Genomic DNA, 24,968 nt, shown 5'->3' on the forward strand with positions numbered 1-24,968 from the left:
TCGACTTGCATGTGTTAGGCCTGCCGCCAGCGTTCAATCTGAGCCATGATCAAACTCTTCAATTTAAGTTTGGTTGCTTCGAAAAGCGGCTCAATGAATTGCTGAAATAAACTGTTCGACTTCTTATTGCTAAGAAATCGTCTTGGTCACTTCACCAGACATTGAAAATCAAAAATTGTTTTTGATGTTCGATGCTGTGAGTGCCCACACAGATTGCTTGATTCAAATTGTTAAAGAGCGTCACGCTTGTCGCGTTGAGGAGGCGCATATTACGCTTCTCACCTCGAAAGTCAAGCGATTGTTTTCGCTTTTCTTTCGGCGCCGGCTTCACAAGGAAGCTGGCTCATCAGTTCGGCGTGTTCCGCCGTGCTGGTAGGGGCGCATTATAGGGAGCCGCGCCTGGATGGCAAGGGCTTTTTCAGCAAAAAAGTTAGTTCGCTCAGATATCAAGCAACCCCCTCTTTTTTTGCTCAAAATGACATCAATCCTGGCTATTGCCGGATTTAAATTGAACATTTGAAAAGCCAATTTATAATTGCCATCTCAAATGTTTAATTGGAATACCCTCATGCATCAAATCCTCGATAGCCATAAGGAAGAGCAAATCGTCCCGCTGTTCCGCCTGGGGTTCCGACCCTTCTTCTTGTTCGGTTCTCTGTTTGCTGCCGTCGGCATGTTGCTCTGGTTGGGGCAGCTCAACGGTTGGCTTACCTTGCCAGGGATTGCCAACCCGACCTGGTGGCATGGTCATGAGATGCTGTTTGGTTTCGGGGCTGCCATCGTCGCGGGTTTTCTGCTCACCGCGGTGCAGAACTGGACGGCCCATCCCGGGGTTCGGAGCTGGCCATTGGCAATGGTGGTGGGGTTGTGGATGTTGCCAAGGACCTTGTTACCCTGGCTGGGTGAAGAGAATACGCTCCTGATGGTAGCAGACCTGCTCTGGCTGCCGCTGTGCGCCTGGTTCCTTGCCAAGCCTATCTTGATAACCCGGCAATGGCGCAACCTCTTCTTCGTGCCCCTGTTGCTGATACTGACCCTGCTCAATGGCGCCAGCTGGTTATGGCAGGCCGATTGGACCACCGTTGAGCACCTATTGATCACCACTGTGCTGTTGTTTACCACCCTGATCGCCGTGATGGGTGGAAGGGTGATTCCGTTCTTCACCGCCCGAGCAACCGGTCAGGAGAAAGCTGCACCTCTACTCTGGCTGGAACGGACTGCGCTCGCGACACAGTGGCTTATCTTGCTCTGCTGGCTGCTGCTCCCCACCCAATGGGTCACCAGCATATATATAGTGCCTCTCTATATAGTGGCGGCGAGTTTGCATCTGTGGCGACAACTGCGTTGGCATCTGCCATCGACCCTTACGCATCCCCTGCTGTGGTCACTCCATCTCGCTTATCTGTTTATCCCTCTTGGCCTGTTCGCCCTTGCGGCACATAGCGCGGATCTGCCCATCACGTTGTCGATGGCCAGCCACCTGCTCAGCGCAGGCTGCATGGGGACCATGATCCTGGGCATGATTGCGCGAGTCTCCCTCGGCCATAGCGGTCGAGCCTTGCAGGTAGGACGCAGGATCACTGGCGCATTCGCCCTGGTTATCGCTGCCGCCACAATGCGGGTGGCGATTCCCCTGTTCTGGCCCACTTTTACCCTGCATGGCTGGAACCTCAGCGCGCTTGCCTGGATCGCTGCCTATGGTCTGTTTGTCTGGGTCTATACCCCGATACTGATCCGCCCCAGAGCAGATGGTCGTCCGGGTTGATGACTGCGTAACATGTTCAGGGTGTTGCCACCGGATAGTGGATCAAGTTGTGAAAAATAGCCGGGGCTATGCCGAGATTGCGATAACCGTGGGGACGGTCGGCAGCAAAACGCACCGCCTCCCCTTGCTCAAATGAGCGCCACTCCCCTTCCACCAGCACCTCCATCATGCCGCTGATGACGATGACATGCTCGGTCACTCCCGGCTCATGGGGCTCGGATTCACGCTGGTAACCCGGTAACAGGGTCAGCTCAAGCAACTCGAAACCAAACCGGTTTTCATAAGGGAAGAGCGGTGCCACTTGCATGCCCTCACCCGCAGGCTGCTGGCGAATAGCATCGGCGGTGCGATAGAGCACCTCTTCCGGCGTGGCGGGTGTGGGCTCGATGAAACTGGAAAATGAGACTCGAAAACCGGTGGCGATCTTCCACAGCGTCGCCACTGTCGGGCTGGACTCTCCCCGCTCAATCTGCCCCAGCATCGCCTTGCTGACACCCGTTTCGCGCGCGGCGGCATCCAGGCTCCAGCCGCGCTCGCTGCGCAGCCCCTTCAGTCGAGCAGCCAGATGCTGACTCATCTCTTGCATAACTGCCTCTTTATTACTCTTGCACGATGCGCCTTGTACGCTATAGCGCACGGCGATATAGTCAAAGCTGTATTGTACGTAATAACGCACAGCGCGTCACAACGCCAAGAGGAAGAGTCATGCCCTTCGCCATCCCCCATCTGGTCGCAGGATTTATCGCCGTGATGGTCGGCTACACCAGCTCCGTCATCCTGATCATCCAGGCCGCCACAGCGGCGGGTGCAGATACAGCTCAAGTCGCCTCCTGGCTCTGGACGCTGGGGATCGGCATGGGGGTGAGCTGCATCGGCCTCTCTCTCTATTACCGCATACCCATACTAACCGCCTGGTCCACACCGGGTGCGGCACTGCTGATCACCACGCTGGGCAACTTCACTCTGGCGGAAGCCATCGGCGCCTTTGTGATCTCGTCCCTGCTGATCACTCTGTGTGGCATCAGCGGCTGGTTCGACCGTTTGATGAAACATATCCCGGCTCCACTGGCCGCCGCCATGCTGGCTGGCGTGCTGCTCAAATTCGGGCTGGATCTGTTCAAGGTCGCCCCGCAAGATCCCTTGCTGCTTGGCACCCTGCTGCTGGCCTTCCTGCTGGGTCGTCATCTCTGGCCCCGCTATACCATGGTGCTGGTACTGGGAGTGGGGATGCTGATCTGCAGCGTGCGGGGGGATTTGCAAATGGGCACCCTTCACTGGCAACTCGCCAGCCCGGTCTGGACATGGCCAGCCTTCTCCCTTGATGCTCTGTTTGGTATCGCGCTGCCGCTGTTCATTGTCACCATGACATCGCAAAACATGCCGGGAATTGCCATCTTGCGGGCCCACGGCTATCAGCCTTCCACCTCCTCGCTGATCAGCTGGACTGGCCTCACCGGTCTGCTGCTGGCTCCATTCGGCGGTTACGCCTTCAACCTGGCGGCCATCACTGCGGCCATCTGCATGGGGAAAGAGGTGGATCCGGATGCCAACCGGCGCTGGCCCGCGGCAGTGTGGGCTGGCTGCTTCTATCTGCTGACCGGCTGTTTCGGGGCCACGGTGGCGGCGCTGTTCACGGCCTTCCCGGCGATACTGGTGACCTGTGTTGCAGGGCTAGCCCTGCTCGGCACCATCGGCAGCAGCCTGCACTCGGCCTTGCAAGAGGATGAAGCGCGAGAAGCTGCGCTGCTCACCTTTATCATTACCGCGTCCGGGATCAGCCTGCTCGGCATCGCGGCAGCCTGCTGGGGTCTGCTGATTGGTCTGGCTATCTATCAGTTCCAATTATATCGACAAAGGAATCAATTGAACCTCAAACCGTGAACCTCTGCACACTATCCAGATAAAATGATTCACAAGTGAAACTAATTTCCTTCTAGTGGCGTCAGGGCACCAATCTTCCCGGACATGGTGCCCTGTCAGGTTCCATGCAACGGAGTATAAAAATGAAAAATCAGGCTGTCTTGTTACTACTGGCCATACTGGGTGCTACGAGCGTCCAGGCTGCCGATACGGATCGAGAGCTGGCTCGCCAGCTCGCACTTCAGCAGAAAAACCTGCTGCCCCTGCTGAGCAATCAGCAATACCAGAGCCCGCTTCCCAACCTGCTGCAGAAGGCCAGCCCGCGCCTTAAACGGCAGGCGAGCGATGCCAACCAGGCAGCCATCAGCCGGCAAGGACTGGATGGCGAGGTCAAGCAACTGATGCAGTTGAGGCTGGCCAACACCGATCAGGCCACAGCACTGCAGCAGGGCGTCGAACCGCTGGTCGCCTATGTTCCAAGTGGGGATGAGAAGAGCTGGAGCGCCATTGAAGCGTTCGATAGTGCTGGCAATCCCGTCTATCTGGATGTGGACAAGGCTCCGGCCCGGCCGGTTCTGGTAGTCGAAGCCGATCCCGTCAAAGCCAAAAACGCAGGCTTGAAGGTGATGCGCAAGGCGCTGGCCGATGCGGACCTGCAAAGCGCCCCGCGAGTAACGGCCAGCACAGTGCCACTCAAGACCAGTATCCTGAAAAAGATCAGGCTGAAGGATGATCAGGAGCCCTGGCTGCTCGGCGCAGCCGAAGTGTATGCTGTGGTCGCAGGGGTTAATCCCAGCCGGGATGAACCAGTGGTCGATATTGTCGACATGCCCTACCTCGACTATGACAACACAGACTACACCCCCAACCAGATCCTGGTTTACTGGGATCGCTATCGCTGGGGTGCCGTCGATGTGGTGATGATGGAGCAGGATGACAACGTCAACTATAAGGAGCTGAGCGCCCTGCTGATTGAAGCTCTCAAACTCGGCTTTACTGCGGGTGGCGTGCCGGAAGCCCTGCCCTTCCTCGATCTCGGCGGTCGCATCGTCAAGGCACTGCCCGACTCCTGGATGACCAACAACGACGACTATCTGGATACCTTCTACACACTGGAGCAGGATCAGGTCTATCGCCAGTATCCGGGGGCTGCCGGTAATGCGGTTATCGATCTTGAGCCAAAAGAGATCGCCCCGACCAGACCTTGATAATCGGCCATAACGAAAAAGCCAATGAGCAACTCATTGGCTTTTTGCTTTTATCGCGGTGACCACCGGTCAACCCTTGGGACGAACCCCCAGAGTATGGCAGATGGCATAAGTCAGCTCGGAGCGGTTCAGGGTATAGAAGTGGAAATCCTTCACCCCTTCCTGACTCAGCACGCGCACCTGATCGATGGCGATGCTAGCCCCCACCAGATTGCGAGTCATCTGATCGTTATCCAACCCCTCGAAACGCTGATGCATCCAACGCGGGATCTTCACGTTGGTAAAACCGGCAAACTTGGCCAGGGTCTGATAGTTGGAGACCGGCAGGATCCCCGGCACGATTTCAGCATCAATACCGATGGCGGCGCAGCGATCCCGAAAGCGCAAATACGTTTCCACATCGAAGAAGAACTGAGTGATGGCGCGGTTGGCACCGGCATCAATCTTGCGCTTGAGGTTGAGCAGGTCGGATTGCGCACTCTTGGCCTCCGGGTGCCCTTCCGGATAGGCGGCAACCGAGATATCGAAGTCCGCCTCTGACTTGAGCAGAGCAACCAGATCGGTGGCATACATATCCGGCTTCTCCAGCCCCTGCGGCAAATCACCGCGCAAAGCCACGATGTGACGAATACCGCTGTTCCAGTAGTCGCGGGCGATGGTGCGCAGCTCGTCGCGACTGGCATCGATACAGGTCAGGTGCGGCGCGGCAATCAGGCCGGTTCGCTCCTTGATGTCCTTGATCACCTTGTGGGTGCGATCACGGGTGCCGGAGTTGGCACCATAGGTGACGGAGACGAACTTGGGTTCCAGCACTTTCAGCCGTTCGATGGACTGCCAGAGGGTATTCTCCATCGCTTCACTATTGGGCGGAAAAAACTCGAAACTGACCGATATATCGCCATTCAAATCTGCCAAGCTCTGGTTGAGCGCCTCAACCTGACGTGCACTGTGAAATCCCATATGTTCTTCTCCCTGTCCTGCAATCCATCTGCCTACGTCAAAACGGATGTTTGGACGTCTAAACGTCTTTATATTTATGAGTAAAACGACACAAAGTCAACAGGGATTTACCTCACATCCGATCTGACGAACTTCATAATTACAAAATTAACGGTACGTAACCGAAAAGTGCCCATCCCAAAATTGCCCCAGTCGAGTTATGATGGGGTCAGATCGTCCTGGACGTTCTGAATCTGCGTGTGATTGTTTGGCCGGAGGTTTCTCCGGCCCCTTTTCATCTATTTCCCACTCCTGCCGATAACAGAATGAGTCTTTGCAGGAGCACCATCATGGATACCCACCCCGGCTTTGCCACCGACTTGCTGTTCGATCGCTATCAGGGCGAGGTTGTTCAGCACGATCAGTTCTGGGCGGTTCGCACGCCGGATGCTCCCGACTACTACTTCGACAACTACCTGCTACTCCCCAACCCACCCAGCGACCGTGACAAAGGCTGGCTGGAAGCCACATTTGATCAGCTGATCGGCCAGGATCCTCGAGTGCGCCACCGCACCTTCCAATGGCCGCTGGCCGCCGGGCAAAACAGCCGGATCGCCGGTTTTGTCGCAACGGGATACCAATATATGGAGTGCGTGGTACTGGCGCTGGATGAACAGAGCTGCCCACCTCCTCACGACGACATGAACAAGGTTGAGGCACGCACCTTCACTACTGCTGATTGGCCTGAGTGGCTCGACTTCGAACTCAATGAACGGGATGAGGGACACTCGGAACAGAGCTATCTCCCCTATCTGCGATCCCGCCAGGCGCTCTATCAGGCCATGATTGCCGATGGTCTCGGGGACTGGTGGGGGATCTGGAAAGAGGAACAACTGGTCGCCAGCTGTGGCCTCTTCTTTTGCGGCACACTTGGGCGCTTCCAGTTGGTACGCACGCACCATGCGTGGCGCAATCAGGGGTTATGCCGCCAGCTGCTGAGTCAAGTGGCTCGCGCAGGATTATCCCGTGCCAAACAGCTGATCATAGTGGCTGACGAGCATTACCATGCCCAGCGCATTTACCGCTCTCTGGGGTTTGCCCCGGTTGCCCGCATCGGCAGCCTCTGCCGCTGGCCCCACGAAGCACAATAAAGCGATACATGCTGGCCGCGAGCCATAAAAAAACGGGAGGCTGATGCCTCCCGTTTTTATTGATGCAGATGACCTATTGCTGTGGCTGCTGTGGCTGCTGTGGCTGCTGTGGCGCCTCCAGCTCGTTGGAGAGCGCCTGCTCCACCTCATCCGACGGCGCCGGTAATGGGGCAGCGGCCGCTGATGCGGGTTCTGCGGGAGTCACAGCTGGTGCCACCACGGCCGGTGTTTCACTGGTCGCGGGGGCTGCTGACACCTCAGCTGTCGGTGTTGAAACCGAGGCAGGGGCAACCGTATCACACTGACAATCCGCGCTCTTGGCCTTATTGCCCTGATGAGGGGCATACCACCCCTTCAAACCACTTTCCAGTCGATCCGCGGCAGCTTTGGGCTCCATCTTGCCAAGCAGCACAGCCTGACTCACCTCTGCCAGTTCATCCCCCAACTTGGGCGTACCACGGGAGAGGATCTGGGTCGCCACCCGAATGGTGGAGTCACACTGATCGCGCCACTCCATCATCTCTTTGGCCGCCGGATTGGTGACATCGAAGAAGTGGTTGGAGAGGGAGAAGAATCCCGGCAGCGAGTTGGTATAGAGCTCGGCAAATTGCGGCGTCGTCAGCCACTGCAGGAAGGCCATTGCCCCCTCTTTGTTCTTGCTGGCCGGGTTCATCCCCATACCGATATCGGTGTGGTCGGTAAAGAAACAGCCATCACCCTGTTTGGCCACCGGCGGACGCATGACGCCAAAATCGACCTTGCCGGTGAAGGGGGCAATCTCCCAGGAGCCCGCCACGTAGAAGCCGGCCTTGCCCGAGGTGAACAGCTCGTTACTGGTCGCATAATCGCGGCTCTCGCCACCTTCACCGAGGTAGGAGCGCCAGCGCGCCAGCTCATCGAACACCTTCACATATTGCGGGTTGTCCAACCGCTCCTGCCCGCCGATCAGTGCCAGACGGCCGTCCTCTCCCTTCCAGTAGTTGGGACCAATGTTCTGGAACCCCAGCTCGGAGGCAACCCAACTCTCGGAACCGCTCATGGCCAGCGGCACATAGCGACCGTCGGCCTTGATCTTGTCCAGCACGGCAAAGAACTGATCGCGGGTTTGCGGCAAGGTGAGCCCCAACTCACTGAAGATCTTCTTGTTATAGAAGAAGCCATGAATCACCGAGGCCATGGGTACGCAGAAGGTCTGGGCACCGGAGTCAGTCTGCCAGGGTGACTGGGCAAAACTCGGGAAGTTCTCCATCCCTGCCATTTCGGTAAGCTCGGCCAGATGGCCCGCCTTGAACAGGGCGAGCGAGTCATCAAACGGACGACAGGTAATGAGATCCCCCGCCTTACCGCCTTTCAGGCTCTCCCACAGGGTGGGCATGTAGTTGACGTTCTGCACCGGATGAAAACTCACCTTGATGCCGGGATGCGCCGCTTCAAACGCCGGGATAATCTTCTGCTCCCACAACGCCTTGTCATCGGTTCGCCAGCTTTCAATCACCAGCTCGCTGGCCATCAGCTGGCCACACAACAGGAGACTCAGGGCTCCAATCCACTTTTTAGACATAAGCCCTCCTAGACCTTGAAATGTGCGATCAATTGCTGCTGTTTGGCGACCAGGTCGGCCAGCACTTCGCTGCTACTGGCGGATTCGCGCGCCTCGCGCTCAGTCTCGTATGCCACATCGGCAATACCGGCGATATGACGAGCGACCCCCTGACTGACGGAGATCTGCTCCTGAGCGGCATGGGCCACCTGATCCGCCATCGACTTGATGGCCCCCATCCGATCGGCAATGGATTGCAGCGCCACATCCATCTCGCGAGTCTGCTCGACACAGCTCTGGGTCTGCTCCTGGCTACGCCCCATCACTTCAACCACATGCTTGCTGGAGCTCTGCAGGTTCTCAATCATCCCCTGGATCTCTTCGGTCGAGGTCTGGGTGCGATTGGCCAGCGCCCGTACCTCATCGGCCACCACCGCAAAACCGCGACCGGCATCGCCAGCACGAGCCGCTTCGATGGCAGCGTTCAACGCCAGCAGGTTGGTCTGCTCGGCAATGCTGCGGATCACATCGAGAATGCTGCCGATGTTGTTGCTGAATTCCCCAAGTTTGTAGGTGATCCCGACCGCCTCTTCCATGGCGCCAGCCAGCTGCTCGGTGATCCGGCGAGTGGTGGCCACTTTCTGGCGACCATTACGCGCCTCTTCATCGGCCAGATCCACTTCCCGCTTGGTGCCATCGGTAGAGCGGGCCACCTCGGTGGCGCTCACTTCCAGCTCGGTAATGGCGGCGGCCACCTGATCGGTCTGGCTCTTCTGCTCTTGTACCCGGGACATGGCCCGTTCGCTGATCTCGGCGGCCCGGCTCGCCTCATCCACCAGATGGCGGGAGCCCGCATTGATTTGAGAGAGTAGTTCACCGGTCTTGCCCGCCAGCGTATCGATAGAGCGGGAAAGGCTGCCAAATTCACAACTGCTGCGGTAGTTGATGCGGCGGGTCATGTCACCGGCCGCCATGTAATCGAGCTCCTTGTTGATCATCTGCAACGGGCGCTGAATGCTGCGCGCAGTGGTATAGCCGATCACCAGCGCCGCAGCGGCCGACATCGCGGCAACCACCAGGATCCAGAAGCTGGCACTGCTGACCGCCGCATCGGCGTTGATCCGGCTGTCGCTGGCGATGGCACCGGCGGACTTGCCCATCTCATCGAGCAAATTGAGGCTGTTGACCAGACTGGCATCCAGCTGCTGATTTTGCGTGGCCAGCGACAGCGCCAGTTGCTGAGCCTGACGCATGGTTGCCAGCAAGCCCTGAGCGCCGAGCGCCAACTCCTGCATCCGATCCAGATTGGAGACAAAGCGCGCTTTCACATCATCGGGCACCAGCACCCGCTCCAACCGCTTGCGGGCCATCTCGATATCCTTGCTGAGTACCTTTTCCAGCTCGTTCAGGTCGGTTTTGGCATCGGCACGGCGGATATTCTTCAGGTCGCGGGCGATACCCGAGGTAATAAGCTCCGCCTTGTTGCGCATGGAGCGTTTGCTGGCGGTCTGTTGCAGCAGCAGATCCGCCGCCCACTGGTAAGTATCCTCAAGGCGGATAAATTCCATCTCCAGCTTGTGGCGCCGCTCCAGTGCACTGACCCACTGCCGATGCTGGGCCAACACCTGATCCGCCAAGCCATAAAATTGGGTGGTAGCACTCTCGACCTGCTGGAAGCGGGCACGAGCATCCGCTACGTCGGTAAATTTACCCATCTCCTGACTCAGCTGGGCGAAGCGGTTCTGCTGCTCCTTGAACTGATTGGCCAGCTGCGGCAACTGGGCCGCATCTTCACTGGTGCGATAGACCAGCACCCAGCGGTTACTATCCTGCAGTGCCCCCTTGAGACCTGCGACAGCCACCACCAGCGGGGTTGCCCGGTCAGATACGGCAGAGAGGCCGTCATTTATACCCTTGATTTTAAAGGTACTGATCACACCAAGCAGGATCAGCAACAGCAGCATCAACACGAATCCGGCGATGATCCGCTGCACGATAGATAAACCCATGGAGACATCCTCACTCATTGGGGGAAGGTAAAGTGAACATAGTCACTATCGGCAGGGGTGGCGAATAACTGAAATAAAGCGGTAGGTATTTAATTGATTTGTATCGGGTTGGATCACAGTACAGACAAAATCAGCCATACGAAAAAAGCCCGGCACAAGCCGGGCTGAAAGAGACGTACTTTGCTATCTTCCGCGGTCCGTTCAGAACCGCAGCCAGAATCATTAGAAGCGGTAGCCAACACCCACCATAAAGGCCATCGGGTCGACCTTGGTATTAATGGTGCCAATCGCTGTATGCACATCGGTATCGATATCCATGATCCAGGCTGAACCGTTGACAAACCAGCGGTCAGTGATCGCCATATCGATACCAACTTGTCCGGCAACACCCCAGGAGTCATCGACTTTGACATCGGTTCCTGACAGTGCACCACGACCCTCTTCATCAAAGAAGGTGGTGTAGTTCACGCCAATACCGACATACGGGCGAACCTTGCTTTGAGCATCGCCAAAATAGTACTGACCCATCAGAGTCGGCGGCAGATGCTTGATCTTGGCAACTTCAGCGCCACCCAGTTTGACTGAATGAGAGAAGGGGGTTGCAGCCAGCAATTCGACACCCCAGTTATCAGTAATCATGTAAGAGAGAGTCAATCCCAATTGCATGTTGTCATTAATTTCCAGCTCTACAGGCGTGCTGCTTTCCTGCGGCGATACAAATGCCAAACCACCACGAACCAGAATGTCGCCAGCCTGATGGGCCATGGCGAAAGGAGAGGTCACTGCTGCGGCAATCATCAGAGGAAGTAATTTTTTCATCACGTAATCCCTTTTTTTGTTTTCATTTGATGCTGTAAGCCCGCTGACTATATGCCATTGTAAATGCAAAGTTATTGACTTGGAGCAAAGGTTGCACAGAAATAAATCGATTGGTGTGACATCTTTGCACGCCATCTCAATCTCGTTGAGCCCCCAGACAACAAGCTGAAATACCTGTTTCGACAGGTTGTAACTACCCGTATCCAGCGCCAAAAGGAGCAAACAAACCACATCTTATTGCGCGGCAGAGTGGCTATTAATTGTTGTTAATGTGGGCAAATCAGCGTATTTTTTGCGCCATGCAAGTTACTGGGAAGTAATGGTTTATTTATGAAAAATGAGTCGAAATGGCAAAAGATGGGGGCCTTTCTCGCGGCCGTGTGGGGAATCGGATCCTTTCTCTTTATCCTGCTCGGTTTTATTGTCGCCCTGGCCTATCTGGTATTGGTCCGGCAGGGCTAATCCGGGCTGACAGTATGTTGCAACGCAAGACTATTCCCTTCGACAAGTTGCTCCGGGGTCTGTTCCATCACCTCCCGAACAGACAGAGTGCCCGAATAGCCACAGCATCGATTACGGCCCCTCAGTTTTGCCTGATAGAGCGCCAGGTCGGCCAGCTTGAAACTGTGGCTCCAGAAGGTATCGGGGCACGCCGGATGCAGAGGATACCGACAATATCCCGATGAAACCGTTAACCATAGCGGCCTCTCCTCCGAACCGAAACGGTGCTGAACAACACGAAGCCTCAGATAATCGGCACGCTGTACCAACTCTTGCTCATTATCCACCTGCAACAGGAGTAAAAACTCCTCCCCTCCCAACCGGATAACGGGCTCGGCGTCACTCACCACCAGCTTGTGCAGCAGTTCTGCCAGCTGCTGCAACACCAGATCACCCATATCATGACCAAATCGGTCGTTGATCCGTTTGAAATGATCGAGATCGAGCAGTAACAGCTGACAAGGGCGGGCCCAATTGTCTTGCAACCAGCTATCCAGATAGCGACGGTTGAAGCAACGGGTCAGGGGATCAGTAAATGCCGCCATCTCCATCTGGCTGGATCGCTCCAACAAATCATCATGCTGCCGAGTGACCTTGCAGGCCATCTCCCTGAACTTGCCGCTCAGGGTCGCCATCTCGACACTGCTATCGATATAGGGGATCAAATCCGCCTCGGGTCGATCCCCAAAGCGCTGCAGTGCCGACACCAGCTGCTGCAAGGGGGTAAGCACAATGCCGTTGAGCCGGTACATGGCGATCATGACGCAGACAAAACTAATCAGCAGCATGCCGATAAAGGTCCAGATCGCCCCTTCCATTACACTGCCCAACAGTTGCCGCTCTTCCTCAATTACCAACGTCAATACGGGCTGGTTATCACTGTTAAGCAAACGAACCTCCCCCCTGAGCCGGGTCAGGCCAAGGTCGATCAGACGATAGGTCATTTGTGGTTTCAGCGGTTTGAAGGGGGTAATGACATGCAGGCTGGTGTGTTCGATAGCAAGAGGCAATGCAGTACGCTCAGATACCTGCTTGAGATACTCTTCATCAAGCCAGCGCACAACCAGCAAAAAGCCATTGAAGGGAGCGGTGTCATCGCTGTCTCTGATCGGCTGCCACGAATACATCAGCGGCCCCCATTGGGAGGCTCTGATGCCGTGCAGGTTGATACCTCCTTGCGCCACTGACCGGGCTCTCAACTGCTTTTTCAGCTCATCAAGGAAATAGGGAAACTGATCAGGGTTGATCCCCGGCGCATCAGGCAGCAGAGTGCGCGTCCAGACCTCGTAACCAGTGAGGTCAATGAAACTCATCAGATTAAGGCGAAAGTCCTGCATTGGCATATCACTAAGCAGATTGGATTCGATATATGTCCTGCTTTTGTTGCCCATAAAGCGGTGACTGTCATCCCAGATGCCCCAATCACGACTGAATGCGTCCAGAGCGGCCACATCCGCCTGCACCGCCTTGGTCACGCGCAGCAGATGTTCCTTCATTCGCTGCTCTTCAATCCGGCTGGCTGCCGGGATCTGGGCCCACGCCAGCAGGACCAGCAATAGCAGGATAGCCCCCAGCCAGATAGGGAGCATGGAGTAAGCCAACTGATGATCAATCGTACGCGGAGCCTGAGCCATAACCCGATATATCCATTACCATGATGCTGAGATGCCAAGCCTGCCCACACTTGACGAGCTTCCCCCTATGCTCCCGATTTTTATAACAAAAAGGGGCCAAAGGCCCCTCGATTATAACGGCTTATCGCGCCAATAGTGGCCGCAAAAAACGAGCTGTATGAGACTCTTTATTGGTGCAAATCTCTTCCGGCGTCCCCGTCACCAGAATGCGGCCACCACCGGCGCCCCCCTCCGGACCCAGATCGACGATCCAGTCGGCAGTTTTGATGACATCCAGATTGTGCTCGATGATGACGATGGTGTTGCCACGATCCCGCAGCTGGTGCAGCACCTTGAGCAGTTGCTGGATATCGTGGAAGTGCAGCCCGGTGGTCGGCTCGTCCAGAATGTAGAGAGTCTGACCGGTATCCCGCTTGGAGAGCTCCCGCGCCAGCTTGACCCGCTGTGCCTCACCGCCAGACAAGGTTGTGGCCGACTGGCCGAGGCGGATATAGGAGAGGCCCACGTCCATCAGGGTCTGCAGCTTGCGCGCCACCGCCGGCACCGGATCGAAGAACTCGCGGGCATCTTCCACCGTCATCTCGAGGATTTCGTGGATGTTCTTGCCCTTGTATTTCACCTCCAGGGTCTCGCGGTTATATCGCTTGCCCTTGCAGACATCGCACGGCACGTAGACGTCCGGCAGGAAGTGCATCTCCACCTTGATGACGCCATCCCCCTGGCACGCCTCGCAGCGGCCCCCCTTCACGTTGAAAGAGAAACGGCCCGGCTGGTAGCCGCGTGAACGCGCCTCCTGGGTGCCGGAGAGCAGCTCGCGGATCGGGGTAAACAGGCCGGTGTAGGTGGCCGGGTTGGAGCGCGGGGTACGACCGATGGGGCTCTGGTCGATATCCACCACCTTGTCCAGATGCTCCAGCCCCTCGACGCTGCGATAGGGTGCCGGGGTGGACTCGGTCGCCTTGTTGAGCTCGCGATGAGCGATGCGGAACAGGGTGTCGTTGATCAGGGTCGACTTGCCGGAGCCGGAGACGCCGGTGACGCAGGTCATCACCCCGATGGGCAGATCCAGGTTGACGTTGCGCAGGTTGTTGCCGCTTGCCCCCTTGAGTTTCAGCCACTTGCCGGTGAGCGGCGTGCGCTCGGCCGGAATGGCGATCTGCTTGCGGCCGGAGAGGTAGTCACCGGTCAGCGATTCCGGATTGTCGATGATCTGCTGGGGGGTGCCCTGCGCAACAATCTCGCCACCGTGCACGCCAGCCCCCGGGCCGATATCCAGCACATGGTCGGCGAGGCGGATGGCATCCTCGTCGTGCTCCACCACGATCACAGTGTTGCCCAGATCGCGCAGATGGGTGAGGGTCTTGAGCAACCGCTCGTTGTCGCGCTGATGCAGACCGATGGAAGGCTCATCGAGTACATACATGACGCCCACCAGCCCGGCACCGATCTGGCTGGCCAGTCTAATGCGCTGCGCTTCGCCGCCTGAGAGAGTCTCGGCACTGCGGGACAGGCTCAGGTAGTTGAGACCAACATTCACCAGGAAGCCGAGCCGCTCGACGATCTCTTTCAATATCTTCTCGGCAATCTGGGCGCGCTGGCCGGTGAGGTTCAACCCTTCGAAGAAGGCGAGCGCATCACCGATGGACTGCTCGGCGATGGCCGGCAGGTTGCGGTTGTCGACGAAGACGTGACGCGCCTCTTCCCGCAGCCGGCTGCCACCGCAGCTGGTACAGGATTTGTTGGCAATGTACTTGGAGAGCTCTTCGCGCACCGAGTTGGATTCGGTCTCCCGGTAGCGCCGCTCCATGTTGTGCAGGATCCCCTCGAACGGGTGCTTGCGCACCACCACGTCGCCGCGGTCGTTCATGTAGCGGAACTCGATCTCGGTACGACCTGAGCCGCGCAGGATCACCTCCTGGGTCTTGACCGGCAGATCTTCCCACGGCGTCTCCAGATCGAACTTGTAGTGCTCGGAGAGGGATTTGAGCATCTGGAAGTAGTAGAAGCTGCGCTTGTCCCAACCACGGATAGCGCCGTTGGCCAGACTGATGGCCGGATCGCCGATCACCTTGGCCGGATCGAAATATTGCTGCACCCCGAGGCCGTCACAAGTCGGGCAAGCACCTGCAGGGTTGTTGAAGGAGAAGATGCGCGGCTCCAGCTCCGACATGGAGTAGCCGCACTCCGGGCAAGCGAAGTTGGCGGAGAAGGTCATGGGGGCAACCCCCTCTTCACCGTCCATCGGTACCACCAGTACGATGCCGCCAGAGAGGGTCAGCGCCGTCTCGAACGACTCGGCCAAACGCAAGGCAAGGTCCTCGCGCACCTTGAAGCGATCCACCACCACCTCGATGGTGTGCTTCTTGTGCAGCTCCAACGTAGGAGGATCGGAGAGATCGCACACCTCGCCGTCGATACGGGCACGGATGTAGCCCTGGGCCGCCAGATTCTCCAGCAGCTTGGTGTGCTCCCCCTTGCGATCGCGCACCACCGGGGCCAGCAGCATCAGCTTGCTCCCCTCCGGTTGAGCCAGCACCTGATCCACCATCTGGCTGATGGTCTGGGCGGCGAGCGGAATGGCGTGAGTCGGGCAGCGCGGCTCACCGACCCGGGCAAACAGCAGACGCAGGTAGTCGTAGATCTCGGTGATGGTACCGACGGTCGAGCGCGGGTTGTGGGAAGTGGACTTCTGTTCGATGGAAATGGCGGGCGAAAGCCCCTCGATATGGTCGACGTCCGGCTTCTCCATCAGGGAGAGGAACTGGCGAGCATAGGCGGAGAGGGACTCCACATAGCGGCGCTGCCCCTCTGCATAGAGGGTATCGAACGCCAGAGAGGATTTGCCCGAGCCGGAGAGGCCGGTGACCACGATCAGCTTGTCGCGGGGCAGGGTCAGATTGATGTTCTTGAGGTTGTGGGTGCGAGCACCCCGGACCACGATCTTTTCCATCTTGTTGCACGCTCGATACAGAAACCTGAGCGAGTCAGTATGGCATAGAGACTACTGGATGAATAGACAGTCATGAGATGAAATGCGCATCATCCGGCGCACGCCATCTGCTCTTTTTTCTCCACCAGCAGCCGCTCGTTTTGCCATATCAGAGCGGTGACCTCGACCCGATAGGGACAACGCAAACCCAGCCCTATTTTGCCAACCGCCATGACCACTCCTGCCTGCAGCGACAGATTACGGCTCTGGCGCTGAGTCGTGCTCCCGGCCGCCCCTTCGCTGCGCACCAGCAACCTGACACTCACCATCAAGTCGCGCTTGCTGAGCAGCGTTGGCGCAAGTGACAGCCCCTGCTCGTTCTGCGCCATATTGAGGGACAAGCGGATCGACGGATCGGGCTCCATCTCGTTTCCCCTGGCGCTTGCTGGGGAAGCGACGCGATGAACCAGCATCAACCCACAGAGCAGCACCAATAAAAGAGGGGCCCGCAGGCCCCTGAATCCGGAGATGACCATCAGTTGCTACCAGCCCCTTGATAGACATAGGCATGGTTATCGCTGCCCAATACGGTCACATTGGCAGTATTAAAGCTTTCGTTTTGCACCACATCAACGGTGTTGCGCCCCCCACCAACCCCAGCATTGACGTAGACATTAGCCTCGTGCTCAGCGCCGTTCTGGGTCACGGTGAGTTTGTTCTCGCTACCCAAGTAGGACTCAACCTTGGCATTGTTCAGCTCACCATCCTGGCTCACTTTGACCACAGACTCAGAGTGAGACGCATCGGCATAAGCCCAGTTGTCAGTACCTTTCTGAGCAACGACCAGCTGGTTGTCCGAGCCCCAGGTCCATGCGCCTTTGCCTTCACCATCACGAGCAGATGCAACCTGGTTGCCAGTTCCGTTCTGGTCGATATCGATGGTATTGCCGCTGCCTGCTTGTTGCACTGCATTGGCATAGTTGTCATTGCCTACCTGATCAATGGTGACCGCACCATCGGTACTGCTGGCTAACTGATTGACCACGGCCTTGTTGTCATCACCTGTCTGGTTGATCAAGGCATCATTGCCAGTACCTTGCTGGTCGGTCTCAATACGGTTGCGATTACCATCTTGTTTCAACTCAGCAAACTCGCTGCTACCACTCTGTTTTGCCAGCAGGTGGTTGCCCTCCCCAGCATCAGATCCTTGTTGCAGGGTCACCACCTTACCGCCGGTTCCACTTTGTTCAACAGTCGCTACGTTGGCACTATCGTATTGAGTGACATCTGCATTGTTCAAAGAACCACTCTGAGTCACCACTGCAGATGTTCCTTCCGCCGGTGCATAGTCATAGTTACCGGTTGCCTGCAGCACCTTGGTGATATTGCTCTCTCCACGTTGTACCACTTCGGCGTTGGCTCCATCAGCCGCTGTCTGGGTCACGTCAGCCTGGTGAGCCCCCCCTTCTAGCTGCTGTACACTCGCCCGAGCGAAATCGGATATCTGGTTATTAATGACAGCCCGATTACCATCCGAGATTTGAGTGATCCTGGAGTCAGCTAAGTCACCATTATCTTGCTTGATCTTGGCGTCGTTGCGATCCCCATCCTGCACAACCCCGGCAACCGCACCGCCATTCTCAAATTGCTGAATCACATCAGCAAAGTTGTCGTTCCCCTTTGTATCGATGGAGGCTTTGGAGAGGTTAGTGTCACCTTGTTGCAAGATGTAACCCTCGTTACTGTCACCTACCTGCCGAGTATCGGCATCTGACTGGCCGGTATTCTTTTGAGTGGTAACAGCTGTGTTGTTGTTACCAGCTTGATCGATGTTAGCCTTGTTATCGACGCTTCCCACCACCTGGTTAATGGTGGCGATATTGCCGCTCTGGGCCTGGTTCACCGTAGCCTGGTTGCCAGTAGATGCCGCCCAAGCGGTGCTGGTCGCCAGAAGAACTGCCGAGGCAATGATGGTACGTTTAAACATGATTTCCCTCTCGTGCTAATGGTTGAGCCTAGGCTCAGTTGGTTTGAACGACATTTACTTGCTGATTGGCCCCCATCTGGATGACGGTGGCCGTTAATCCGATTCCGTTCTGCTCGATGCTGGCCTGATTGCCATCACCCAGCTGGATCGCCCGGGCCTGATTGTCTGCCCCTTGCTGACTGATCCAGGCTTCATTGCCGCTGCCTTGTTGCAGCAGCCAAATCCGGTTATTGATGCCCGCCTGATAGAGTTCGGCGCTATTGCCCTCACCCAGTTGCGCACCATTGACCCAGTTCTCATCTCCTACCTGGGAGAGCGCCAACTCATTGGCCCAACCCTGTTGCAGCAGGCGCGCCTGATTCAGCTCCCCTTGCTGGGTGAGGTGCAGTTGCTGCTCGCTACCGAGTTGCCACAACAGCGCCTGATTCCCGTCGTTCTGCAAACCGGAATCCAGCTCGCTTGCCATCGCCAGCTCATCAAAGACGGCAGGCTCTGCGGCGAGTTGCGGGGCGCCCGATATCAGCAGAAAAAAGAGAGCACTCAACAGATGTTTCATCGCGCCATCGCCTTGTTGGAAAACGCCCACAGTATCCCTGTCAGACAAGAGGCGGCCTATCAGGCACTCCGCTGATTCGAGGATGAAAAACACCGCCCTGTCGTTGAGCAGAAAGTCTTAAGTCGTATTCGATAGAGGCCAAAAAAATGCCCTCCACCAGGGAGGGCATTGCGAGAGCGGGAAAACTCAAAGCAGCGGGGCGTTGTCTTGCAGGTACTCCTGCAGGATCGGATTGTCGATATCCCGCTGGTCGGCCAGTTGCCACAGATTGTCCCGCACGCCATTGGCAATCAGCCGGATCACCCCGGACTCGATAGCCGACATGACACACATCTGTACCGGCTCATTGGTGCTGAAACCGGCCTCGGCCTCCAGCAGGCGCTTGTACTCGACGAAGCGGAATACCCCTGCCTGCACCTGTTGCGACAGCACTGTCTTGGAGGTGGTGACACTGTTCAGGATCCGGCCTGAACGGATATCGACGGCTCGCAGATTGACCGTCACCTGATCGACCCGGTACTCCCCGCTGGCACCGATGCCAAAATACTTGGCCCCCGCCCCGCCGGTGCGCACATTGCTGTCATAGGCGACGATCCCCCCCTCGATCAGGATGTTGGCGGCGACCAGCGAGGGCAGTTGATTGGCATTGTTGCCGGGAACGTTGGGCTTGTTCTGGGCCGCCCGCACAATCTTGCGTTCGGTCAGCAGGTTCTGCAGCCCCTCCCGCTCCAGCGGCACAAACCATTGGGAATCCCACAAAGCCGTGCTCAGCATGGCGACCCCGCCCTGGGTGACCGCCGTGGAGAAGTTGGATGCCGGGGCTGGCAGATACTGACCGGTCTGATCGCGAAAATCGTAGACGGCCGCGACAATTTTCCCTTTTGGCTTGGGCAGACTGATCAGCTCCTTGTAAGAGACGGATCGCGGCATCAGGGTTGCCTTCTCATCGGCAACGGGCGAGCCGATATGGGTCGCACAGCCAGCCAGCGCAAGCAGGGGCACTATCAATAACAGTTGTCGTTTCATCGCGCCCTCAGTCGGCAATCAGGCCATTCACTTCGATCATGGTGGTCTGGTTGGTCACCCGGTCGGTGATCGAAACCACCAGAGTGCCATCTTCATCCACCACATTGATGGCAAAATCATCGGTCACCAGACTGCCACTCTGGCTGCCATCCTTGCCGATATCGGCCAGCAGCTGGCTGATCAAGCGGGATTGCAGGTTGGAGGTCAGGCGATCCAGCGCCGAGGTACCGCTGCTACCGCTGCCACTGGCGGGATCCTTGTAATCATTCTGCGCATTGGCGGTGCCAAGCAGATGACTGCTGTTGAGAGGGTTACCCCCAAAGCTGGGGTTGACGGGGCGATAGACAAGCTCCGACGCATGGAGCGCTGGCGCTATCAGTGCTGCAACTAGCAATAACCGGGCACGCATGAGAAATATCCTTATAGTTCATCATGTTCCAAATCGAAGGTATCCATGAACAGGGTCGCGATCTTCTGCTGTTCGAGGGTCTGCCTGACCTGTGACCAAGCCAGTTTGGCGCTCTGCTCCTGCTGATTGCGGCCGGGAGAGAGCGCGGTTTTAAAAATCACCTTCCGGTTATGGGTGATCCAGATCAGGCTGCCCCAGCGAGCAGTCGGGCGCTCATGAATCGTCAGATTTTCTCTGGCATTCGGGTCTTCATCACTGCGCAACCGGGTAAATTCGTTGTAAAAGCCCTGACCGAAGCGGGTAAAAGTGCGGTCCAGCACCAAACCATCCACATCCAGCCGATCACTCTCCTGCTCCGGCTGTACCGACTCCAGCGGAGCATCGGCCTCGGCCGCCACAACGGTCGTGAAGCCCCAGAGCAGCACAAGGCAACACGCCAGAGAGAACGCTTTCATCAGTGGGAGTCCGGAGCATCGAGATACTCTTTGGCCCAGCTCACCGCCTGGATCCGGTTCTTCACGTTCAGCTTTTTAAAGACGTTATAGAGGTGGGATTTGACGGTGTGCTCGCTGACAAACAGGCTGTCGGCGATCTCGACATTGGAGGCGCCCGTCATCAGATAACGGATGATCTCCTGCTCTCTGGCTGTCAGCAGGGTGTCGTTACGCAGCAGGTAGCTATTGCCCTGGCGATAGTATTCGACCAGCTCGCACAGCAGGTGGCGCGGCATCCAGTACTCGCCCAACAGGATTTTCTGCAACCCGGCAACCAGTCGGTCGAGCGGATCCTGACGGAAAAACAGACCGCAAATCTGCGGCCACATCAGCAGCAGGTCGCGATCCGTCGCAGTGGGAGCATTGAGCAGCACGGTGGCCGCCATGCCAAAGCGTTCGGAGATCGCCCGGTTCCAGCCCAGTGACTGGCCAGAGCGGATATAGTCGAGATCGATGAGAAACAGCGTGCCGTCACACTGGTTATCTAGCTGATTAATCTCGTGGATTAGCTGGACGGGACGGCTCAAATGAGAGATGAGGTATGCAGCAAATGTGCTGGCCTGCACATTATTTTCAGTGACCAGTGCGATCGGGCATGCGGCTTTCATTGTGTGCTCTTCCTTGAACCTGTAAACCACCTAATCTGGCCGACTGAGTCTACCAAGGAGGTATGGGAGCACAATATTAAAAAAGTATGAGAATGGATCTCATAAATATCGTAACCATATGTTTTTAGTCGATTTAAAAACCGATTCCAATTCGCCAATCGGCCAGCATAACAGGAATATATGGCAGAAATGTGATGCCGGATGCGCCGGAAACAGCTGTAACCCGACCATCACTGCGGCAGGAGCCAACAGTTACCTTTGGCACATCAAGCCGGTTAAGGATGCTGCCAATCCGCTTCGCAACTGTTACTATGACCGTCACATGCGTCTGCGGGACATTGCGCCCCGCACACAGCAACTAATCAGGTATCTAGTCGTGTTGGACCAGGTTTCGACCTGGCCGGTAAATAAGGTGGAAGAGAGATTATGGCCAGTCGAGGCATCAATAAAGTCATTCTGATCGGTAACCTCGGGCAAGACCCGGAAGTACGCTACATGCCGAGTGGCGGTGCTGTGACCAACATTACTCTGGCTACCTCCGAAACCTGGCGCGACAAGCAGACCGGTGAGCAGAAAGAGCGTACCGAATGGCATCGTGTCGTCTTCATGGGCAAGCTGGCCGAAGTGGCTGGCGAGTACCTGAAGAAGGGCTCCCAGGTCTATGTGGAAGGCAAACTGCAGACCCGCAAATGGCAAGATCAGAGCGGCCAGGAGCGCTACACCACTGAAGTGCTGGTCGACAGCTTCACTGGCGTGATGCAGATGCTGGGTGGCCGTCCGCAAGGCGGTCAGGGTATGGGCCAGAACATGGGTGGCCAATCCCAGGGTAACTGGGGTCAACCACAGCAGAGCATGCCTGCCCAGCAGCCGATGAATCAGCAGCGCCCGGCACCGGCTCCGCAGCAGAACATGCAGCCGCAAGGCGGTTATGGCCGTCCTGCCCAGCAGCCGCAATCTGCGCCGCCGGTATATAACGAGCCGCCGATGGATTTCGACGACGATATCCCGTTCTAAGAACAGAATATTGAAAAGGCCCTGATAACTCAGGGTCTTTTTTTATGCACTCAGGCTGAACCTCTCAGCCCGAAAGGGATATAACGCTTTATGGTTGCCTCCCCTACAGTGATGGATATCCTCCACAGGAGCGCTTTGTGCAAAGTGCAATGAAACTGCTCACCTCTTTATTGTTCCTGCTGACCAGCATGCTGTCCTGCCAGTTGCAGGCAACGCCACTCAAGGTAGGGGTCAGCTTTGCCATCCCCCCTTATGTCATCGAAAGTAATCGGAGTGGCATCGAGCTGGATCTGCTGAAAGAGGCGTTCGCTGGCAGCGGCTATGAGCCCAGCTTTGAATTTCTGCCACTGGAGCGTACCTTCCGCCTGTTCGATTCAGGAAAGCTGGATGCAATCATCAACGTCAGACCCGGTATGGTGGATCCTCACGTTCTGACCCAGCCCGTTATCACCTTCCATAACCGGATCTTCACCCTGCGCAGCACCCACATCAATACTCTGGACGACCTGCATTCAAAACGGGTTACCGCCTTTCAACGGGCAAGGATCATTCTGGGGGGCGCGTTCGCCACCATGGCCAACCAGAATCCCCACTATGAGGAGGTAGCCAAGCAGCAGGTGCAGGTACATCAGCTAATGCGCGGCAGAGTGGATGCAGTGGTACTGGAAGAGCGGGTGTTCTACTACTACCTCGACCAGCTGATTGCCACCGCCCAGGCAGGCGAGCACTACGAGCGCAATCAGGTCAGGCAAGCAGACCTCTTCCCGCCCACCGTCTATCACTTTGCCTTCCGAACGGCCGATGCCCGCAATCTGTTTGATAAGCGCCTTGAGGCGATGCGTCAGGATGGTCGTTATCACCAGATTTTCGCGGCTTACGGCGCCACGCCGTGAGCCACAAACATAAAAGCCAGCCGGTAAGGGCTGGCTTTGTACTGGCTCCGAAGGAACAGCAGTAGGGGAGCGTTACTTCATTGCGCTGCCGTTTTTCAGTTCTGCTTTCTGACGTTTGGCTTCGCGTTTCTCTTTCAGTGACATCTGCGGTTTTTTCTTGGCATCTTTGCCGTTGTGATGTTCTTTGTTACTCATCATCAAACTCCAAAAATGTTACCCAGACAGTTGGTTCCTCATGGGAGCCAGCATGCCATCCGAATCATCAACTTCAGTACGCTTGGTGGGATGGTGCAAGACCATCACCAGACCCAGCATACCCTCCAGCGGCATCCGGATCCAGCCTCATTCTCGTCCAAAAGATGTCGCGCGCAGCCCCTTGAGCTGGGAGGCCAAACGACCTCGACAGGAAAGACCAAAAAAGAGTAATTCGCATTATTAAATGTTGTCACGCTTATATTAAGCCACCGTTACCTGGATATTTTCACGGATAAATATAAATCCCTCTCATTATTGATTGCCGCGCAAGAGGCCACCATTTTAATAAGCATTCGCAATATCACCGGAAACATCAGGTTACAACACCGAATAGGTTATTTCCGGTCAGCCGGATATAATGCGCGCCGCACCGAAATATCCGTTTTTATTCAGGAAGCTGTAACATGAACAGAAAAACCAGAGCCGCCATGGTGTCGGTCTGCTCCAATATCAGTCTGATCATCATGAAAATGGTGGCCGGGTTCGCCAGCGGCTCGGTCAGTATCATCTCGGAGGCGATCCACTCCGCCATGGATCTGGTGGCGGCCCTGATCGCCCTGTTCGCGGTGAAAAAGTCCGATCTCCCGCCCGATGAACGGCACCCCTATGGTCACGACAAGATTGAAAATGTCTCCGGCGTCATCGAAGCACTGCTTATCTTGCTGGCCGCGGGCTGGATCATCTTCGAAGCCGTCGACAAGCTGATCACCCCCAGCCCGATTGAAAGCATTGGCTGGGGCGTGCTGGTGATGGTGATCTCGGCGCTGGTCAACAGCGGCGTCTCGGCCTACCTCTACAAGGTGGCCCGGGAAGAAGAGTCAATTGCATTGGCGGCCGATGCGCTCCATCTCAAGGCGGATGTGCTCACTTCAGCCGGGGTCGCCGTCGGTCTTGGCGGGATCTGGCTGGCCGGTCTGTTCGGCTACTCCCTCGCCATCCTCGACCCGCTGGTCGCCATTGCGGTCGCCATCTTTATTGTCAGAGAGGCGATCAGCATGCTCAACGAGGCCTTCCAGCCGCTGATCGACCAGAGCATGAGCCCGGAAGAGCTGGCGATGACCAGCCGCATCATCACCGAATGCTGCCCTGCCGCCAGCGGTTTTCACGATCTGCGCAGCCGTCGTGCCGGTCGTCGTCGCCATATCGACTTCCACCTCACCCTGCCCCCGGAGATGAGCATCGGTGAAGCCCACGATATCTGTGATCGCATCGAACACGCCATCATGGCACAGCTGCCCCACGCCATCGTGCTGATCCACGTCGAACCGGAGGAGCAAGAGCTGCCCTCGCCGCTCGCCATAAATTGAAATGTGGCAAACAGGCGGGAAAGTGGCCGCGAAATAACAGAAAGTTGGCACAAACCCGCATTTT

General features: G+C 56.7%; 23 protein-coding genes and 1 rRNA gene. 8 read left to right on the plus strand and 16 right to left on the minus strand.

The window, feature by feature from the left end:
* Positions 1–65: ribosomal RNA gene (locus G5380_RS13925) — 16S ribosomal RNA — on the minus strand; the annotation flags it as partial.
* A gap of 503 nt (positions 66–568) precedes the next feature.
* Between G5380_RS13925 and G5380_RS13930 the strand changes: the two genes are divergently transcribed.
* Positions 569–1,765 carry an NnrS family protein gene (locus G5380_RS13930; RefSeq protein WP_421352831.1) on the plus strand — a complete coding sequence of 399 codons (1,197 nt, stop codon included), beginning with the start codon at positions 569–571 and terminating at the stop codon, positions 1,763–1,765.
* Positions 1,766–1,781: 16 nt separating this feature from the next.
* Here G5380_RS13930 and G5380_RS13935 read toward each other — a convergent pair whose 3' ends face one another.
* Positions 1,782–2,351, minus strand: coding sequence for a helix-turn-helix domain-containing protein (locus G5380_RS13935; RefSeq protein WP_043822550.1), 570 nt, complete (start codon positions 2,349–2,351; stop codon positions 1,782–1,784).
* 119 nt (positions 2,352–2,470) lie between these two features.
* On the opposite strand from G5380_RS13935, the gene G5380_RS13940 reads away from it, so the two are divergent.
* Both G5380_RS13940 and G5380_RS13945 read left to right on the plus strand, forming a co-directional pair.
* Positions 2,471–3,646 carry a benzoate/H(+) symporter BenE family transporter gene (locus G5380_RS13940; RefSeq protein WP_421209385.1) on the plus strand — a complete coding sequence of 392 codons (1,176 nt, stop codon included), beginning with the start codon at positions 2,471–2,473 and terminating at the stop codon, positions 3,644–3,646.
* A 122-nt stretch (positions 3,647–3,768) separates the two neighbouring features.
* Positions 3,769–4,833, plus strand: a complete 1,065-nt coding sequence (locus G5380_RS13945) for a DUF3103 family protein (RefSeq protein ID WP_219295629.1) — start codon at positions 3,769–3,771, stop codon at positions 4,831–4,833.
* Between the two features lie 69 nt (positions 4,834–4,902).
* Here G5380_RS13945 and metF read toward each other — a convergent pair whose 3' ends face one another.
* Positions 4,903–5,793 carry a methylenetetrahydrofolate reductase gene (metF, locus tag G5380_RS13950; RefSeq protein ID WP_421352832.1) on the minus strand — a complete coding sequence of 297 codons (891 nt, stop codon included), beginning with the start codon at positions 5,791–5,793 and terminating at the stop codon, positions 4,903–4,905.
* Positions 5,794–6,122: 329 nt separating this feature from the next.
* On the opposite strand from metF, the gene G5380_RS13955 reads away from it, so the two are divergent.
* A complete protein-coding gene (locus tag G5380_RS13955; RefSeq protein WP_421209389.1) occupies positions 6,123–6,923 on the plus strand; it encodes a GNAT family N-acetyltransferase in 801 nt (266 codons plus the stop codon).
* Positions 6,924–6,996: 73 nt separating this feature from the next.
* On the opposite strand, the gene G5380_RS13960 is transcribed toward G5380_RS13955, so the two are convergent.
* The 3 genes from G5380_RS13960 to G5380_RS13970 form a co-directional block, all read right to left on the minus strand.
* On the minus strand, positions 6,997–8,484 hold the full coding sequence (locus G5380_RS13960) for an ABC transporter substrate-binding protein (RefSeq protein WP_421352833.1): 1,488 nt from the start codon (positions 8,482–8,484) through the stop codon (positions 6,997–6,999).
* An 8-nt stretch (positions 8,485–8,492) separates the two neighbouring features.
* Positions 8,493–10,472 (minus strand): HAMP domain-containing methyl-accepting chemotaxis protein, encoded by a 1,980-nt coding sequence (locus G5380_RS13965; RefSeq protein ID WP_421352834.1) that lies wholly within the window; start codon positions 10,470–10,472, stop codon positions 8,493–8,495.
* 222 nt (positions 10,473–10,694) lie between these two features.
* On the minus strand, positions 10,695–11,291 hold the full coding sequence (locus G5380_RS13970; protein WP_005340187.1) for an OmpW family outer membrane protein: 597 nt from the start codon (positions 11,289–11,291) through the stop codon (positions 10,695–10,697).
* A gap of 330 nt (positions 11,292–11,621) precedes the next feature.
* On the opposite strand from G5380_RS13970, the gene G5380_RS13975 reads away from it, so the two are divergent.
* Entirely contained in the window at positions 11,622–11,753 is a 132-nt protein-coding gene (locus G5380_RS13975) for a hypothetical protein (RefSeq protein WP_421236032.1), read from the plus strand.
* Here the strand turns inward: G5380_RS13975 and G5380_RS13980 are convergent.
* The 9 genes from G5380_RS13980 to G5380_RS14020 form a co-directional block, all read right to left on the minus strand.
* Positions 11,750–13,426, minus strand: a complete 1,677-nt coding sequence (locus tag G5380_RS13980; protein WP_421332968.1) for a sensor domain-containing diguanylate cyclase — start codon at positions 13,424–13,426, stop codon at positions 11,750–11,752. The genes G5380_RS13975 and G5380_RS13980 overlap by 4 nt on opposite strands.
* A 121-nt stretch (positions 13,427–13,547) precedes the next feature.
* On the minus strand, positions 13,548–16,376 hold the full coding sequence (uvrA, locus tag G5380_RS13985; protein WP_204384470.1) for an excinuclease ABC subunit UvrA: 2,829 nt from the start codon (positions 16,374–16,376) through the stop codon (positions 13,548–13,550).
* An 89-nt stretch (positions 16,377–16,465) separates the two neighbouring features.
* Positions 16,466–16,780, minus strand: a complete 315-nt coding sequence (csgH, locus tag G5380_RS13990) for a curli-like amyloid fiber formation chaperone CsgH (protein WP_407959568.1) — start codon at positions 16,778–16,780, stop codon at positions 16,466–16,468.
* Positions 16,781–16,890: 110 nt separating this feature from the next.
* Positions 16,891–18,342, minus strand: a complete 1,452-nt coding sequence (locus tag G5380_RS13995; RefSeq protein ID WP_421352835.1) for a curlin — start codon at positions 18,340–18,342, stop codon at positions 16,891–16,893.
* 34 nt (positions 18,343–18,376) lie between these two features.
* Positions 18,377–18,898 carry a curlin gene (locus G5380_RS14000; protein ID WP_201952781.1) on the minus strand — a complete coding sequence of 174 codons (522 nt, stop codon included), beginning with the start codon at positions 18,896–18,898 and terminating at the stop codon, positions 18,377–18,379.
* A 186-nt stretch (positions 18,899–19,084) separates the two neighbouring features.
* Positions 19,085–19,924: a CsgG/HfaB family protein gene (locus G5380_RS14005; protein ID WP_005355003.1), complete on the minus strand. Its 840-nt coding sequence runs from the start codon at positions 19,922–19,924 to the stop codon at positions 19,085–19,087.
* 7 nt (positions 19,925–19,931) lie between these two features.
* Entirely contained in the window at positions 19,932–20,333 is a 402-nt protein-coding gene (locus G5380_RS14010; protein ID WP_270905357.1) for a curli assembly protein CsgF, read from the minus strand.
* A gap of 11 nt (positions 20,334–20,344) precedes the next feature.
* A complete protein-coding gene (locus G5380_RS14015) occupies positions 20,345–20,788 on the minus strand; it encodes a curli production assembly/transport protein CsgE (RefSeq protein ID WP_201952785.1) in 444 nt (147 codons plus the stop codon).
* Positions 20,788–21,435, minus strand: a complete 648-nt coding sequence (locus tag G5380_RS14020; RefSeq protein ID WP_158113813.1) for a LuxR C-terminal-related transcriptional regulator — start codon at positions 21,433–21,435, stop codon at positions 20,788–20,790. The genes G5380_RS14015 and G5380_RS14020 overlap by 1 nt, the downstream gene beginning before the upstream one ends.
* Before the next feature lie 426 nt (positions 21,436–21,861).
* Between G5380_RS14020 and G5380_RS14025 the strand changes: the two genes are divergently transcribed.
* On the plus strand, positions 21,862–22,449 hold the full coding sequence (locus G5380_RS14025) for a single-stranded DNA-binding protein (protein WP_005340181.1): 588 nt from the start codon (positions 21,862–21,864) through the stop codon (positions 22,447–22,449).
* A 149-nt stretch (positions 22,450–22,598) separates the two neighbouring features.
* Positions 22,599–23,342: a substrate-binding periplasmic protein gene (locus G5380_RS14030; RefSeq protein WP_421332975.1), complete on the plus strand. Its 744-nt coding sequence runs from the start codon at positions 22,599–22,601 to the stop codon at positions 23,340–23,342.
* A gap of 72 nt (positions 23,343–23,414) precedes the next feature.
* Here G5380_RS14030 and G5380_RS14035 read toward each other — a convergent pair whose 3' ends face one another.
* Entirely contained in the window at positions 23,415–23,537 is a 123-nt protein-coding gene (locus G5380_RS14035; protein WP_005306071.1) for a hypothetical protein, read from the minus strand.
* A gap of 464 nt (positions 23,538–24,001) precedes the next feature.
* On the opposite strand from G5380_RS14035, the gene G5380_RS14040 reads away from it, so the two are divergent.
* Positions 24,002–24,904, plus strand: a complete 903-nt coding sequence (locus G5380_RS14040) for a cation diffusion facilitator family transporter (RefSeq protein WP_421332965.1) — start codon at positions 24,002–24,004, stop codon at positions 24,902–24,904.
* Positions 24,905–24,968: the final 64 nt, after the last annotated feature.

It is taken from the genome of Aeromonas sp. 604443, from assembly GCF_049170315.1.
GTDB classification, from domain to species: domain Bacteria; phylum Pseudomonadota; class Gammaproteobacteria; order Enterobacterales; family Aeromonadaceae; genus Aeromonas; species Aeromonas veronii_A.

Bases quoted from the DNA above. Each gene is read 5' to 3' on its own strand.
- G5380_RS13930 (WP_421352831.1), top strand. From the start codon at position 569: ATGCATCAAATCCTCGATAGCCATAAGGAAGAGCAAATCGTCCCGCTG.
- G5380_RS13935 (WP_043822550.1), bottom strand. From the start codon at position 2,351: ATGCAAGAGATGAGTCAGCATCTGGCTGCTCGACTGAAGGGGCTGCGC.
- G5380_RS13940 (WP_421209385.1), top strand. From the start codon at position 2,471: ATGCCCTTCGCCATCCCCCATCTGGTCGCAGGATTTATCGCCGTGATG.
- G5380_RS13945 (WP_219295629.1), top strand. From the start codon at position 3,769: ATGAAAAATCAGGCTGTCTTGTTACTACTGGCCATACTGGGTGCTACG.
- metF (WP_421352832.1), bottom strand. From the start codon at position 5,793: ATGGGATTTCACAGTGCACGTCAGGTTGAGGCGCTCAACCAGAGCTTG.
- G5380_RS13955 (WP_421209389.1), top strand. From the start codon at position 6,123: ATGGATACCCACCCCGGCTTTGCCACCGACTTGCTGTTCGATCGCTAT.
- G5380_RS13960 (WP_421352833.1), bottom strand. From the start codon at position 8,484: ATGTCTAAAAAGTGGATTGGAGCCCTGAGTCTCCTGTTGTGTGGCCAG.
- G5380_RS13965 (WP_421352834.1), bottom strand. From the start codon at position 10,472: ATGGGTTTATCTATCGTGCAGCGGATCATCGCCGGATTCGTGTTGATG.
- G5380_RS13970 (WP_005340187.1), bottom strand. From the start codon at position 11,291: ATGAAAAAATTACTTCCTCTGATGATTGCCGCAGCAGTGACCTCTCCT.
- G5380_RS13975 (WP_421236032.1), top strand. From the start codon at position 11,622: ATGAAAAATGAGTCGAAATGGCAAAAGATGGGGGCCTTTCTCGCGGCC.
- G5380_RS13980 (WP_421332968.1), bottom strand. From the start codon at position 13,426: ATGGCTCAGGCTCCGCGTACGATTGATCATCAGTTGGCTTACTCCATG.
- uvrA (WP_204384470.1), bottom strand. From the start codon at position 16,376: ATGGAAAAGATCGTGGTCCGGGGTGCTCGCACCCACAACCTCAAGAAC.
- csgH (WP_407959568.1), bottom strand. From the start codon at position 16,780: ATGGAGCCCGATCCGTCGATCCGCTTGTCCCTCAATATGGCGCAGAAC.
- G5380_RS13995 (WP_421352835.1), bottom strand. From the start codon at position 18,342: ATGTTTAAACGTACCATCATTGCCTCGGCAGTTCTTCTGGCGACCAGC.
- G5380_RS14000 (WP_201952781.1), bottom strand. From the start codon at position 18,898: ATGAAACATCTGTTGAGTGCTCTCTTTTTTCTGCTGATATCGGGCGCC.
- G5380_RS14005 (WP_005355003.1), bottom strand. From the start codon at position 19,924: ATGAAACGACAACTGTTATTGATAGTGCCCCTGCTTGCGCTGGCTGGC.
- G5380_RS14010 (WP_270905357.1), bottom strand. From the start codon at position 20,333: ATGCGTGCCCGGTTATTGCTAGTTGCAGCACTGATAGCGCCAGCGCTC.
- G5380_RS14015 (WP_201952785.1), bottom strand. From the start codon at position 20,788: ATGAAAGCGTTCTCTCTGGCGTGTTGCCTTGTGCTGCTCTGGGGCTTC.
- G5380_RS14020 (WP_158113813.1), bottom strand. From the start codon at position 21,435: ATGAAAGCCGCATGCCCGATCGCACTGGTCACTGAAAATAATGTGCAG.
- G5380_RS14025 (WP_005340181.1), top strand. From the start codon at position 21,862: ATGGCCAGTCGAGGCATCAATAAAGTCATTCTGATCGGTAACCTCGGG.
- G5380_RS14030 (WP_421332975.1), top strand. From the start codon at position 22,599: ATGAAACTGCTCACCTCTTTATTGTTCCTGCTGACCAGCATGCTGTCC.
- G5380_RS14035 (WP_005306071.1), bottom strand. From the start codon at position 23,537: ATGAGTAACAAAGAACATCACAACGGCAAAGATGCCAAGAAAAAACCG.
- G5380_RS14040 (WP_421332965.1), top strand. From the start codon at position 24,002: ATGAACAGAAAAACCAGAGCCGCCATGGTGTCGGTCTGCTCCAATATC.